This is a genomic window from Nocardioides glacieisoli (assembly GCF_004137245.1).
GTDB lineage: Bacteria > Actinomycetota > Actinomycetes > Propionibacteriales > Nocardioidaceae > Nocardioides > Nocardioides glacieisoli.
In genome coordinates this window covers 461,387-475,134 of record NZ_SDWS01000001.1, presented here as the reverse complement: position 1 = coordinate 475,134, position 13,748 = coordinate 461,387, and the positions used below count along the sequence as shown (strand labels likewise).

Genomic DNA, 13,748 nt, shown 5'->3' with positions numbered 1-13,748 from the left:
GAGCGAAGCGGAGGAGACGAAGAACGTCGTGGGGTGAGTCCTATCCAATGCCTGCGACCCACTCGGCGTAGAAGATGCCGAGCCCGACGGCCACGGCGAGGCCGGTCACGATCCAGAAGCGGATCACGATCGTGACCTGCTCCCAGCCGAGCATCTCGAAGTGGTGGTGCAAGGGCGTCATCCGGAAGACCCGGTGACCGGGCTGCACCCGGAAGACGCTCCGGAACAGACCGCTCGCCCGGCTGATCTTGAAGACCGAGACCTGGATCATCACCGAGAGCGTGATGACCACGAACAGCCCGCCGATGATCACGAGCAGCAGCTCGGTGCGGGTCATGATCGCGAAGCCGGCCATCGCGCCACCGAGCGACAACGAGCCGGTGTCGCCGAGGATGATCTGGGCCGGCGAGGCGTTCCACCAGAGGAAGCCGAAGCAGGCGCCGGTGAGGGCCGCGGCGACCACGGCGAGGTCGAGCGGGTCACGCACCTCGTAGCACTTCGGGCCGGCCTCGAGGGCGCAGGACTGGCTGTTCTGCCAGATGTTCACGAGCGTGTAGGCGGCGAAGATGAAGAGGGAGGCGCCGGTGGCCAGGCCGTCGAGGCCGTCGGCGAGGTTCACCGCGTTGCTGAAGCCGGTCACGATGAACCAGATCAGCAGCATCGCGATCACCGCCGGCAGCGCGAAGCGCTCGTAGTCGCGGATGAACGAGATGTGGTCGGACGCGGGCCGCGCCCCGCGCTCGTCCTCCAGCATCGGCGAGAGCGCCAGGACGCCGAAGACGATGGCGACCACCGTCTGCCCGATCATCTTGGCGCGGCTGCGCAGGCCGGTGCTGTGCTGCCGGCTCACCTTGAGGAAGTCGTCGAGGAAGCCGACGATGCCGAGCCCGACCAGCAGGAAGATCAGCAGCAACGCCGACGCGGTCGGGGCCTGACCGGTGATGATCTTGGCCGCGAAGTAGCCGACGACCGTCGCGAGCACGACGACCGCGCCGCCCATGGTCGGGGTGCCGCGCTTCACGTGGTGCGTGGTGGGGCCGTCGTCACGGATCGGCTGGCCGAAGCCCTGCCGCGTGAAGAACCGGATCGCGTAGCGCGTGCCCAGCAGGGAGATCAGCAGCGAGAGTCCGCCTCCGAACAGGATGGCTCTCATCTGGTGCTGCTCCCTTCCACCTCGAACACGAGGAGCTCTTCGGCGATCACTTCCAGCGCGGCCCCCCGTGACGCCTTCACCAGGACGACATCAGCAGCCGAGACATTGTGCCGCAGCCAGTCGACGGCTGCTGCACGCCCCGCCGTGGGGATGGCCACACCGGGTCGTCCCGACCCCGTGAGACGGGCCTCGAACCCCTGCGCGACTGCGGCCGCACCCGGCCCGACGGCCACGAGGACGTCGACGCCGACCTCGGCGGCGTACGCCCCGACGCCGGCGTGCGCGGCGGCAGAACCCTCGCCGAGCTCGAGCATCTCGCCGAGCACTGCGACCGTACGCCGTCCGCTGCCGGCGCCGATGCCGCCGAGCGTGTCGAGGGCGGCGCGGACCGACTCGGGGTTCGCGTTGTAGGCGTCGTTGAGGACGACGAGGCCGTCGGCGCGCTCTGTGAGCTCCATCCGCCAGTGGCTCGCCGACACGGCGTCCGCCAGGGCCTCGACGACCGTGTCGAGGTCGAGCCCGGCGGCCAGGGCCATCGCGGCTGCCGCTGCGGCGTTGCGCCACTGGAACGCACCGACCTGCGCGAGGTGCACGGTGGCGCCGGAGCCGCGGTGGACCAGCTCGAACGACTGGCGGCCGAGCTCGTCGGCCGTCACGTCGCTGACCGCGACGTCCGCCGGCGGGGCGCCGAAGGTCGTGACGGTCGCGCTGGTGCGCGACGCCATCGCGGCCACCAGCTCGTCGTCGGCGTTGAGGACAGCGGTGCCGTCGGCGCCGAGCGCCTCGACGATCTCGCCCTTGGCGCGCGCGATCGACTCGCGGCTGCCGAACTCGCCGATGTGGGCGGTGCCGACGTTGAGGACCGCGGCGACCTGCGGCGGCGCGATCGCGCAGAGCTCGGCGATGTGGCCGACACCGCGGGCGCCCATCTCCACCACGAGGTAGCGGGTGTCCGCGGTGGCCCGGAGGACCGTCAGCGGCACCCCGAGCTCGTTGTTGAAGTTGCCGCGCGTCGCCACCGTCGGACCGGCCTCGGCGAGCAGGTGGGCGAGGTAGTCCTTGGTGCCGGTCTTGCCCTGCGAGCCGGTCATCGCCAGCACGAGGGTGTCGGGCAGGCGGTCGACGACGTGGCGGGCCAGCCGGCCCAGCGCCGCGGTCACGTCGCCCACCACGACCGTCGGCAGGCCCGTCGGCCGGGTGCCCAGGACCGCGACCGCACCCGCGGCCCCGGCCGCCGCGGCGAAGTCGTGACCGTCGACCCGCTCCCCCGCGACCGCCACGAAGAGGCCGCCGGCCTCCGGGGTGCGGGTGTCGATGAAGGCGCCGCCGGTCACCGTCGCCTCGCCGTGGGCGACGCCGTCGACGACGTCGGCGATCTCGGCGAGCGTCATCTCGATCACGGGGAGCTCCTGCTCGACGAATCGATCACCGCTTGAATTTCTTCGGACGCCACGACCCGGTCGTCGAACGGGTGCTCCACCGACCCGACCTTCTGGCCGGTCTCGTGGCCCTTGCCGGCGATCAGCACGACGTCGCCGGGCTGCGCACGGCGTACGGCCTCGCGGATCGCCAGCCGCCGGTCGCCCTCCTCGACGACCTCGGCACGTCCGCCGCGGGTGCCCGCGAGCACGGCCGCACGGATGGCGGCGGGGTCCTCGGTCCTCGGGTTGTCGTCGGTGACGATGAGGACGTCGGCCAGGCGCGCGGCGATCTCGCCCATCAGCGGTCGCTTGAGGGTGTCGCGGTCGCCGCCCGCCCCGATCACCACGACCAGCTGGCCCTGGGTCAGCGGGCGCAGCGTCGCGAGCACGGCCTCGAGGGCGTCGGGCTTGTGCGCGTAGTCGACGACGACGGTGAAGTCCTGGCCGCGCGAGACCTGCTCGAGCCGCCCGGGCACCCCGTCGACCCCTGCGATGCCGTCGGCGACCAGCTTCGGGTCGAGCCCGGCCAGGGCGGCGGACGCGATCGCGGCCAGGGCGTTGGAGACGCTGAACTCACCGGGCAGTGCCACGGCGGCGCGCACCTCGACGTCCGGCCCGAGCACCGTGAACGTGGCGCCCGTCGCCGACAGCTCGACGTCCGTGGCGCGCCAGTCGGCGTCGCGACCTGCGGAGGAGTACGTCGACATCGGGATCGTCGCGACGTCGAGGAGCCGGCGGCCGAACTCGTCGTCGACGTTCGTCAGGCCGAGCGCGGCGCGCTCCGACGTGAACATGCTGGCCTTGGCGGCGAAGTAGTCGTCGACGTCGCGGTGGAAGTCGAGGTGGTCGCGCCCCAGGTTGAGGAAGGTCGCGACGTCGAAGACGACTCCGTCGACGCGACCGAGGACCAGGGCGTGGCTCGAGACCTCCATCGCGCAGGTGTCGACCCCCTGCTCGGCCATCACGGCGAAGAGGCCGTGGAGGTCGGGCGCCTCGGGCGTGGTGAGCTCGGTCTTCACGTCCTGCCCGGCTATGCGGGTCCCGACGGTGCCGACGACGGCCGCCGGCACGCCGGACGTGGTGAGCGCCTGCTCCAGCAGGCGCGTGGTCGTGGTCTTGCCCTGCGTCCCGGTGACGCCGATGACCCGCAGTCGCGTGGCGGGGTCGCCGTAGATCGCCGCGGCCAGCCGGCCGAGGACGCGGCGTGGGTCCTCGACGACGACGGCCGGGACGCCCGGCGGCAGGCGGTCGAGCCCGGTCGCGTCGGTGAGCACGCCGACGGCGCCCGCCTCGAGCGCCTGCGCGGCGAAGTCGGCACCGTGGGCGCGGGTGCCGGGGAGAGCGGCGTACACGTCACCGGGCTGCGTGCGGGCAGTGCTCAGCGAGATGCCCGTCACTGCGACGTCGAGGTCACCGTGCCGCTCGAGGTCGGTGCTCGCGGCGAGTCCGTCGGCCAGCTCCGCGAGCGACGTCGCGGCCACCTGCTGCGGTCGCGTCGCGATCACGGGCTGGTCCACCGACCGAGCGTATCGAGTCACCACTCGACAGGGAGACGCGACGGCTTGCCGTTGGTGGGCTCGACGCCGTAGCGGCCGAGCACGTAGCCCATGATGCGCGAGAAGACGGGACCGGCGATCGAGCCACCGCCGCCGTCGACCTTGGGGGCGTGCACCACGACGTAGACGGTGAACCGGGCGTCGTCGGCCGGCGCGAAGCCGCCGAAGGAGACCGTCGTGCCGCGGTAGCAGCCGCAGGCCGGGTCGACGCGCTGGGCCGTCCCGGTCTTGCCGGCGACGAGGTAGCCAGGGACCGCGGCGCGCGGGGCGACGCCGTCCTCGGGGTCGACGACCTTCTCCATCATCTTCGCGGTGCCGCGCGCGGCTTCCTTGCTGACGACGCGGGTGCGGGTGGTGGTGTCGGTGCCCACGGTGACGCCGTCGTCGGTGACGGCGGTGCCGGAGATCAGGCTGGGCGAGACGCGGACGCCCTTGTTGGCGATGGTGTTGACCGCCGCCGCCATCTGGAGGACGTTGACCGACAGCGACTGGCCGAAGGCGACGCGGTCCTTGGTCTGCGAGGTCATCACGTCACCCGGCGTCAGGATGCCCGGCGTCTCCCCGCTCACCCCGACGTTGGTCTTCTGGCCGAGGCCGAAACGCTGGAGGTAGGCGACGAGCTGCGGTGGCGAGAACGCGTCCGCGGCCAGGACGGTGCCGATGTTGGAGGACTTCGCGATGATCCCGGCCAGCGTCAGCCGGATCATGCCGTGGTCGAACCAGTCGCCGATGACGCGGTCCTGGCGAGCGAGGTTGGGCGGGACCTTGAACTTCTGGCGCGGAAAGGCCTCGCCTGCATCGATGAGCGAGGCGACCGTCAGCACCTTCTGCACCGAGCCGGGCTCGTAGGTGTCGCTCATCGCTCGCGAGCCGCGGTCCTCCTTCTCCACCCCGGGCGCCGTCGGCTCGTTGGCGTCGAAGGTCGGGACGTCCGCCAGCGCGAGCGTCTCGCCGGTGCGCGAGTCCAGGACCACGGCCGACGCGCTCTCGGCGCGGTACTGCTGCACGGCCTGCGCGAGCACCTTCTGGGTGAACCACTGGAGGTCGCGGTCGATGGTGGTGCGCAGCGGTGCGCCGTCCCGCGGCTCCTTCAGCGTGCTCTCGCGCAACGGGATGCGTACGCCCTTGCCGGACGTGGACTGCCAGGTGGCCAGGCCGTCGGTGCCGGCGAGCTGCTTGTCGAAGGTGCGCTCGAAGCCGCCGAGCGGCTCGTCGGTGCCCATGTAGCCGATGAGGTTCGCCGCGACGTCGCCGGCCGGGTAGTCCCGGATCGGGTCCTCTTCGAGCGAGATCCCCTCGAAGCCGGCCTCCTCGAGGGCTTCGAGGGTGTCGCCGGCCAGGGTGCTGGGCACCCGCCGGGCGACGTACTCGTAGCGGCTGCCGGTGTTGCGGCCCCGCAGCGCGGTGAGGGTCTTGAAGTAGTCGATGGACAGCCGGTCGGAGAGCAGCCGGGCCAGGTCGGGCGCCGTGCCCGCGGTCAGGACCGGGTCGGCGATCACCATCTTGCCGCGGATCGAGTCGGCGAGGGGTGCGCCGTTGCGGTCGAGGATGTCGCCGCGCTCGGCCTCCAACGGCAGGCGGGCGGCGCCCTCCGCGGCGGCCATCGCGGCGTACGACCGCGGGTCCATGCCCTGCAGCTGCACCAGCCGCGCACCGAAGAAGGAGAGGACGATCGCGATGAGGACGAACCCGATGCGCAGTCGCAGCATGGGGGCGCCTCGCGAGGCGCCGCGCTTGACTGAACGTGCGCGGGTGCTCGGCACTGCTCTCCTCAGTTCCTGGGGCCCGCCGCGAGGTGCGAGGGCCGCTGTCGGTGAATCTAGGCGCGGCGCGAGGCGGATCCACGCGCCCGCGCCGTCAGCGGTTGCGGTTCTTCCGGTCCTGCCTGTTCTTGTTCTTCTGCTTCGCCTGCGCGTCGGCCGGGGGCTCCGTCGTCGTGTCGGTCGTCGGGTCCGTCGTCGTGTCGGCGGGGACCTCGACGACGGTCGGCGGCGGGGCGAGGATGGCCGGCTTCGGCGGCACCGGGGGCAGGAGCTGGATGGCCTGCTCGGGAGTCGAGGGCGTGCGGACGCCGCTCGTCTTCCCGGTCCTGAGGTCGAGGAACACCGGCGCCGTCGGGATGACCATGCCCATCTGCTGCGCCTCCTGCGCCACCCGCTGCGGGTTGCGGAGCTCGTCGAGCTCCATCCGCAGGGTCTGCTCGCGCGCCGCGAGGGTGTCCGCCTCGCTCTGCAGCGACGACGCCGCGAACGACGCCTGCTGCATGGAGGTGTTGAAGAGGAGCAGCCCGACGATGCCGCCGACGAGGACCAGGCTGACCAGCGTCACGAACGGCACCCGCGGCGCCCGCGTCCGGACCCGGGGCACGACCGTGAGGCGCGCCTTGTCGACGGCCTCCTGGGCGAGCCGGGTGACGCGGGTCCGGGGCTGCAGGACGGGACTGCTCATCTGACGACTCCTGGGGGAAGGTGGGAGCTGGCGCGGGCGGGACGGACGCGCTCGACGGCGCGGAGGCGGACGGAGGCGGCGCGGGGGTTCTCGGCGATCTCGTGCTCATCGGCCTGCTCCGCGCCGCGGGTGACCAGGCGCAGGGCGGGCTCGGCGCCCTCGGGCACGAAGGGCAGGTCGGGTGGCACGTCGAGCCGGGTGGCGTCGGCGAACGCCCGCTTGACCAGCCGGTCCTCGAGCGAGTGGTAGGACTCGACGACCACGCGGCCGCCGACCCCGATGCACTCCATCGCCGCCGGGATCGCCCGGCGCAGCACGGCGAGCTCGTCGTTGACGGCCATCCGCAGTGCCTGGAAGGTGCGCTTGGCGGGGTGCCCTCCCGTACGTCGTGCCGGCGCGGGGATGGTCGCGTAGAGCAGCTCGACGAGCTGGGCGCTCGTGGTGAACGGCGCCGAGTCGCGACGTCGTACGACCTCGCGGGCGATCTTGCTGGCGAACTTCTCCTCGCCGTACTCACGCAGGATGCGGGTCAGCTCTTGCGGTGTCGCGGTGTTGAGGAGGTCCGCGGCGGTGTGACCGGTCGTCGGGTCCATCCGCATGTCGAGCGGGGCGTCCTCGGAGTAGGCGAAGCCGCGGTCGCGGACGTCGAGCTGCATCGAGGAGACGCCGAGGTCGAAGAAGACGGCGTCGGCGTGGTCGAGGCGGAGGGAGCCGAGCACCTCGGGCAGCTCGTCGTACACCGCGTGGACGGCCGTGAAGCGGTCCCCGTGCACGGCGAGCCGCTCGCGGGACATCTCGAGGGCCGTGGGGTCGCGGTCGATGCCGACCACGCGTGCCTGCGGCAGGCGCTCGAGGACGGCCTCGCTGTGACCGCCGAGGCCGAGCGTGCAGTCGACGTAGACCGAGCCGGGTGCCTCGAGGGCAGGCGCCAGGAGGGCGACGACCCGGTCGAGGAGCACCGGGGCGTGGCTGGGGGAGATCATCGGGTCAGACCCCGCTCGAACCAAGTGATCCCAGGTGCGTCAGCAGGAGCAGGGCCAGCGCCAGCGCCGACGCGGTGGCGGCGGAGAAGGCGATGAGGGTGGCCGCCTCGCGCGCCTGGTCGCGCACCCGCAGCGGCGTGGCCACTGCGGTGCGTCCCAAGGGCTGGGTGGTGCTCATGGTCTCGACCCCACTTGTTGCGTGCTGCGGCTGGTGCTGCTGGCTCGTGCTGGGTGGTGCTGATCCGTCGGTGCAGAGCTGGCGGTGCGGCTGACACTCCCCGCCGTGTGGCACGGGGCGAGCCGCCGCACCAGGTCCCTGCCCGCTCCCTGCGCTTGGGGAGGCCCTCTGGTGCCGGGGAAGTGCCCCAGATGGCCGCGCGAGGAGCGGGCTCGAGACCTGGTGATACGGGTCGCGATGTCAGCTGTGCTGTTGTCAGGTGCTCGGTGGTGCTGAGTGGTGCGGGGTGGTGCTGGTGGATCAGATGCCGGGGAAGACCTCGTCGCTGAGCTCGGAGAACTTCTGCTCCTGCTCCTCCGAGTAGCTCGCCCACGAGGTGGGGTCCCAGATCTCGATGCGGTTCATGGAGCCGATGACGACGCACTCCTTGCGGAGCGAGGCGTACTCCCGCAGCGGTGCCGGGATGTTGATCCGTCCCTGCTTGTCCGGCACCTCCTGGCTGGCGGCGGCGAACAGCATGCGGACGTAGTCGCGGGTGCTCTTCTGCGTGACCGGCGCCTCCCGGAGCCGGTCGGTGAGCTTCCCGAAGTCCTCCAGCGACCAGACAGTGAGGCAGCGCTCCTGCCCCCTGGTCACCACGAGTCCCTCCGTCAGCTCGTCCCTGAACTTGGCGGGGAGGAAGAGGCGGCCCTTCTCGTCGAGCTTGGGCGTGTAGGTGCCGAAGAACATCCGGCACCTCCCCTTGCTCGGCGGGCAGATCGACCCTGTCCCCCACTTCGCACCACATTACTCCACTTCCCTCCACCGTCAACCGAAACGCGCATCTTTCACGCGTGAATTTCGGGGCTACGGGCCAGTGGGCGGCGCCGCGCTCCCCGAGCGGCCGGCGCAGCCGCTGAGCGTGGATCGGGCCCGGTTCACGCTCACCGCGGGTTCGCCGGGCCCGGGGTGGAGCGTCAGTGGGGAAAGGTGGGCACCGGTGGTGGTGGAAAGTGGGGCGCAGTCCGATAACGGTCCAGACCGAGGCCATCGACCAGCCGTGCAGGACGGGTATGTTGCGCGCACCACATACCGTGGGGACCGCGGGGGATCCTGTGCGGCGAGGGCGACGAGGGGATGGCGAAGACGTGACGACTGGGTTTGCTGGGCAGGCACCGGACCTGGACACCGTGCACCGGGTGACCGGGGCCGTGCGCCAGAACATCGAGCGGGTGATCTCCGGCAAGCCGGACGTCGTCAACGCAGCGCTCGTCGTCCTGCTGGCCGAGGGCCACCTCCTCATCGAGGACGTGCCCGGCGTCGGGAAGACGCAGCTCAGCAAGGCGCTCGCCCGCAGCATCGACTGCACCGTCGCGCGCATCCAGTTCACGCCCGACCTGCTGCCGTCCGACGTCACCGGTGTGTCGATCTTCAACCAGGACACCCGCCAGTTCGAGTTCCGCCCGGGCGGCGTCTTCGCCAACATCGTGGTCGGCGACGAGATCAACCGCGCCTCCCCCAAGACCCAGTCCGCTCTGCTCGAGGCGATGGAGGAGCGCCAGGTCTCCGTCGACAACGCGACCTACATGCTCGAGAAGCCGTTCATGGTGATCGCGACCCAGAACCCGATCGAGATGGAGGGGACCTACGCCCTCCCCGAGGCCCAGCGCGACCGCTTCATGGCGCGCGTGTCGGTCGGCTACCCGGTCGAGGCCGCCGAGATCGCGATGCTCGAGGGCCACACCGCGCACAACCCCCTCGACGACCTCGAGCCCGTCACCGACGCCGGTGAGATCCGCAAGGTCATCGAGATCGTCGGCCGGGTGCACGTGTCCTCGGCCGTGCACCGCTACGCCGTGGCGCTGACCACCGCCACCCGCCAGAGCAACGACCTCCACCTCGGCGCCTCGCCCCGCGCGACGCTCCACCTGGTGCGGGCCGCCAAGGCCGTCGCCGCGACCCAGGGTCGCGACTACGTCCTTCCCGACGACATCCACGGCATCACCTCGCCGGTGCTCGCGCACCGGCTGCTGCCCAATGTCGAGGCCACCATGAGCGGGCGCACCACCTCCGCCATCCTCACCGGGATCGTGGAGTCGGTGCCGGTCCCCGACGCAAGCCGTGCGTGAAGCCCTCGGTGCACTGACCGTCCGCGGACGGGCGTTCCTCGCCGCCGGCATCACGACGATGGTCGCGGCCATCATCGTCGGTCACTCGTCGGTGGTCCGGATCGGCGTGCTCGTCGCCGCCCTCCCGCTCCTCACCGCGTGGTGGGTCGGTCGCTCGCGCTACCGCCTCGCTCTCGTGCGTACGGTCTCCCCGCAGCTGGTCGCGGCAGGCCAGCCCGCCACGGTCGAGCTGACCGTCTCCAACGAGTCGCGCACGCCGACCGGCGTGCTGCTGCTCGAGGAGCGTCTCCCCTACGTCCTGGGCACCCGACCGCGCTTCGTGCTCGAGGGACTCGGCCACGGCTGGCGCCGCCATGCGACGTACGCCGTCCGCTCGGAGCTGCGTGGCCAGTTCGACATCGGGCCGATGTCGGTGCGCGTGACCGACCCCTTCGGGCTCGTCGAGCTGGGTCGCACCTTCCACGCGACGACCCGCCTCACGGTCACGCCACGCACCATCGCCCTGCCCACGATCCCCCTCGGTGGCGCCTGGACCGGGTCGGGCGACAACCGGCCGCGCGCCTTCGCGACCGGCAGCGCGGAGGACGTGACGGTCCGCGATTACCGCCGCGGCGACGACCTGCGCCGCGTCCACTGGCGCAGCTCCGCGCGCGTCGGCGAGCTGATGGTGCGTCGCGAGGAGCAGCCCTGGCAGTCGCGGGCGACCGTCTTCCTCGACAACCGCGGCGCCTGCCACCGCGGCCAGGGCGCCGCGAGCTCGCTCGAGGGGGCGGTGTCCGCGGCCGCGTCCATCGCCGTCCACCTCACCCACCTCGGCTACACCGTGCGACTGGTCACCGCCTCGGGCGACAGCCGCGAGACGCAGTGGCACTCCCACGCCGCGCAGGCCAGCACCGTCCCCCTGCTCGAGGCGCTCGCCGTCGTGCAGCTCGACCACGCCCCCGCACCCGACACCCAGTGGCTGGCCGAGCCGGGCCACGGCGGCCTCGTCGTCGGTGTCTTCGGCGGCCTCGCCGAGCACGACCTGCCCTTCCTGCGGCGTCTCCAGCACCATGCGTCGTCGAGCCTGGCGATCACCCTCGACGTCGACGCGTGGGCACCGCACCTGCCGGTGCAGCCGGGCATCGGCTCGGCCGCGCACCTCACCTCGACGGGCTGGCGCTCGATCACCGTCGGTCCCCGTGACCGCCTCGACACCGCGTGGCAGGAGCTCGGCCTGATGCAGAGCCGGGCCACCGCCTCGGCAGGAGCAGCGCGATGAAGACGTCGGTCCGGGGATCCTGGAGCAGCCTCCCCCAGCAGCTGCGGGTCGCCGGCATCGCCCTGCTCGCCGCGTGGGTCACGGTGCTGTCGTGGCGCGTGCTGACCGCCAACTTCGCCGAGGTCGGCTTCCCACTGCTCTTCATCGGGATCGTCGTCGCCGGTGGCGGCGCGCTCGCGCGCTGGAGCCGGATCCACCCGGCCGCGATCGTCGCCGGACAGGTGGTGCTGGGTGGGCTCCTGGTCCTCGGCACCACGACCGGTTCGCCCTTCCCCACACCGGGCAACGTCGACGCGTTCATGGCCGCGCTCGACGCCGCCCTCGAGAGCTCGCGCAACTACGCCGCCCCCGTGCAGGCCGGCGTGCCCCCAGTGCACCCGCTGCTGCTCATCGGCGGGACACTCGTCGTCATCGCCGTCGACGTCATCGCCTGCACCCTGCGACGCGCACCCGTGGCCGGCCTCGCCCTGCTGGCGGCGTACACCCTCCCGGTCGCGGTGACCGGCGAGGCCGTGTCGTGGTGGCTCTTCTCGGTCGTCGCCGGGCTCTTCCTCACCCTCGTCTTCCTGCAGCACAGCGACCACGTCACCAGCTGGGGCCGTGCCCCCGACGGCGACAAGGGCTCCTTCTCGGTGCGCACCGGGGCGATCGGCAACACCGCCCTCGCCCTCGGTGCCGGGTCGATCGCGCTGGCCGTCGTGGTCCCCGTCGCGGTACCCACGATGAGCATGAGCGTCTTCGAGGGCAACGGACCCGGCACCCGCGAGGTCGAGGTCAAGGACCCGATGGTCGACCTGCGCCGCGACCTGAGCCGCGGTGAGGACATCCCGCTGATGGAGGTCACCACGTCGGGGCCCAAGCCGTCGTACTTCCGCCTCTCGGTGCTGGCCCGCTTCAACGGCTCGCAGTGGACGCCTGGTGACCGCGACATCCCCGACACCCAGAGCGCGACCGGCGAGCTCCCTCCCCTCGACGGGGTGGCGACCAGCGTCAGGCGTCGCGAGTTCACCTACGGCGTCCGCATCGGCGAGGACTTCAGCTCGACGTGGCTGCCCACAACGGCGCAGACCACGACGATCGCGGCCGGCACCGACTGGCGCTACGACGTCACCACGCGCGACTTCATCGCGGCCAACGACGACGTCTCGACCGCGAACATGACCTACGACTTCACCGGCGTCGAGCTGACCTACGACGCCGAGTCGATGAACAACGCGGTGTCCGGTGCGGGTTCGGTGGCGGGCATCTTCACCGACATCCCGCCCGGCCTCAACAACGAGATCCGGCGGCTCGCCGCGAGCGTCACCGCCGAGGCGCCGACCCGGTTCCAGAAGGCACAGCTGCTGCAGCAGTGGTTCCGCGAGGACGGCGGTTTCCGCTACGACCTGGCCCAGGTCGACTCGGCCGGGAGCGGCGGTGCCGACCTGCTGGCCTTCCTCGAGGAACGTGTGGGCTACTGCGAGCAGTTCGCCGCCACGATGGCGATCATGGCGCGAGTCCTGGGGATGCCGAGCCGGGTCGCGGTCGGCTTCCTGGAGCCGGAGAAGTCGCCCACCGGTGCGTGGGTCTTCTCCGCACACGACCTGCACGCGTGGCCCGAGCTCTACTTCCCCGGCTCCGGCTGGGTGCGCTTCGAGCCCACCCCGGCGGCCCGGGCAGCCGAGGTCCCTGGTTACACCGACGCCGAGTTCGCCCCGGTCACCGAGGAGCCCTCGCCGAGCGCGAGCCGGTCCACCGAGCTGCTGCCGGAGCGCGGCGAGAGCCCGAGTGCCGAGGCCGGCTCGGCCGACGAGGACACCTCGTCGGTCCCATGGGTGCCGATCCTCGCCGGGATCCTCGGTCTGGCCGTCGTGGCGCTGCTTCTGCTCACCCCCCGACTGTTCCGTGCGTCGCGACGCCGGAGCCGGATGGCGGGCGACATCGAGGACCTGTGGGTCGAGCTGCGTGACGTGGCCGCCGACCTCGGCCACGCCTGGCCGGTCGGTCGGTCACCGCGACGTGCCGGGGAGTGGGTCGGCCGCCTGCTGGCGGCTCCCGTGGCCGGCGCCGAACGCCCCGACCGGCCGCGTCGCGGTCGTGAGCAGGCGCCCGAGGCCGCACACGCGCTCGACCGCCTCGTCGGCGCCCTCGAGCACAGCCGCTACTCCCGCCACCCGGAGCGCTTCACCGCCGAGCGCTTCGCCGGCGACGCCGACCTCGTCGAGCAGGCGCTGGCTGCCGGCGTCACGCCGCGCGAGGCGCGCCGGGCCCAGTGGTGGCCTGCCTCCGTCGTGGGACGGCGTACGTCCTGGCGCCCGCGGGCATCCCGCTCGACCCGGTCCCAGACCGACACGCCCGTCGACACCGAGGCCACCCGGACGGTCGACGAGCTCGTCGGCTGACCTGTCGCTTCTGCACGCGCTGGCACGGCCGACCCGGCGCATCTGTGCGCACCAACTCCGCCGACCCGGCACATCTGTACGCGCACGTGCGGGTCGATCTCGTACGCACGCGCCGACTCAGCACCTTGTCCGCGCACACACGCGCCCACTCAGCAATTCCCACGCGTACACATGCGCCGACTCAGCAACTCCCACGCGTACACACGCGCCCACTCGGCACCTTCTCAGCGCGCACACGCTTCAGGCCAGAGGATGTGTG

11 protein-coding genes are annotated in these 13,748 nt (G+C 72.0%); 3 read left to right on the top strand and 8 right to left on the bottom strand.

Annotated features, from left to right (window positions below):
- Nucleotides 1-40 precede the first annotated feature (40 nt).
- The 8 genes from mraY to mraZ form a co-directional block, all read right to left on the bottom strand.
- Nucleotides 41-1,153, bottom strand: a complete 1,113-nt coding sequence (mraY, locus tag EUA06_RS02330) for a phospho-N-acetylmuramoyl-pentapeptide-transferase (RefSeq protein ID WP_129473377.1) — start codon at nt 1,151-1,153, stop codon at nt 41-43.
- Nucleotides 1,150-2,544, bottom strand: coding sequence for a UDP-N-acetylmuramoyl-tripeptide--D-alanyl-D-alanine ligase (locus EUA06_RS02325; RefSeq protein WP_242497955.1), 1,395 nt, complete (start codon nt 2,542-2,544; stop codon nt 1,150-1,152). Before EUA06_RS02325 ends, mraY begins: the two co-directional genes overlap by 4 nt.
- A 5-nt stretch (nt 2,545-2,549) precedes the next feature.
- Nucleotides 2,550-4,091 carry a UDP-N-acetylmuramoyl-L-alanyl-D-glutamate--2,6-diaminopimelate ligase gene (locus EUA06_RS02320; RefSeq protein ID WP_242497923.1) on the bottom strand — a complete coding sequence of 514 codons (1,542 nt, stop codon included), beginning with the start codon at nt 4,089-4,091 and terminating at the stop codon, nt 2,550-2,552.
- A gap of 17 nt (nt 4,092-4,108) precedes the next feature.
- Complete coding sequence (locus EUA06_RS02315; protein ID WP_129473375.1) at nt 4,109-5,839, bottom strand: peptidoglycan D,D-transpeptidase FtsI family protein; 1,731 nt, start codon at nt 5,837-5,839, stop codon at nt 4,109-4,111.
- 148 nt (nt 5,840-5,987) lie between these two features.
- Nucleotides 5,988-6,578, bottom strand: a complete 591-nt coding sequence (gene ftsL / locus EUA06_RS02310; RefSeq protein WP_129473374.1) for a cell division protein FtsL — start codon at nt 6,576-6,578, stop codon at nt 5,988-5,990.
- A complete protein-coding gene (gene rsmH, locus EUA06_RS02305) occupies nt 6,575-7,561 on the bottom strand; it encodes a 16S rRNA (cytosine(1402)-N(4))-methyltransferase RsmH (RefSeq protein WP_129473373.1) in 987 nt (328 codons plus the stop codon). The genes ftsL and rsmH overlap by 4 nt, the downstream gene beginning before the upstream one ends.
- A gap of 4 nt (nt 7,562-7,565) precedes the next feature.
- Nucleotides 7,566-7,739, bottom strand: coding sequence for a hypothetical protein (locus EUA06_RS22280; protein ID WP_165354224.1), 174 nt, complete (start codon nt 7,737-7,739; stop codon nt 7,566-7,568).
- A 300-nt stretch (nt 7,740-8,039) separates the two neighbouring features.
- A complete protein-coding gene (mraZ, locus tag EUA06_RS02300; RefSeq protein WP_129473372.1) occupies nt 8,040-8,468 on the bottom strand; it encodes a division/cell wall cluster transcriptional repressor MraZ in 429 nt (142 codons plus the stop codon).
- 398 nt (nt 8,469-8,866) lie between these two features.
- Between mraZ and EUA06_RS02295 the strand changes: the two genes are divergently transcribed.
- Genes EUA06_RS02295 through EUA06_RS02285 form a run of 3 tightly spaced genes read left to right on the top strand, consistent with a single transcriptional unit; the run spans nt 8,867 to nt 13,489 of the window.
- Nucleotides 8,867-9,847, top strand: coding sequence for an AAA family ATPase (locus tag EUA06_RS02295; protein WP_422879734.1), 981 nt, complete (start codon nt 8,867-8,869; stop codon nt 9,845-9,847).
- Nucleotides 9,840-11,108: a DUF58 domain-containing protein gene (locus EUA06_RS02290; protein ID WP_129473370.1), complete on the top strand. Its 1,269-nt coding sequence runs from the start codon at nt 9,840-9,842 to the stop codon at nt 11,106-11,108. Before EUA06_RS02295 ends, EUA06_RS02290 begins: the two co-directional genes overlap by 8 nt.
- A complete protein-coding gene (locus EUA06_RS02285; RefSeq protein ID WP_129473369.1) occupies nt 11,105-13,489 on the top strand; it encodes a transglutaminase TgpA family protein in 2,385 nt (794 codons plus the stop codon). The genes EUA06_RS02290 and EUA06_RS02285 overlap by 4 nt, the downstream gene beginning before the upstream one ends.
- Nucleotides 13,490-13,748: the final 259 nt, after the last annotated feature.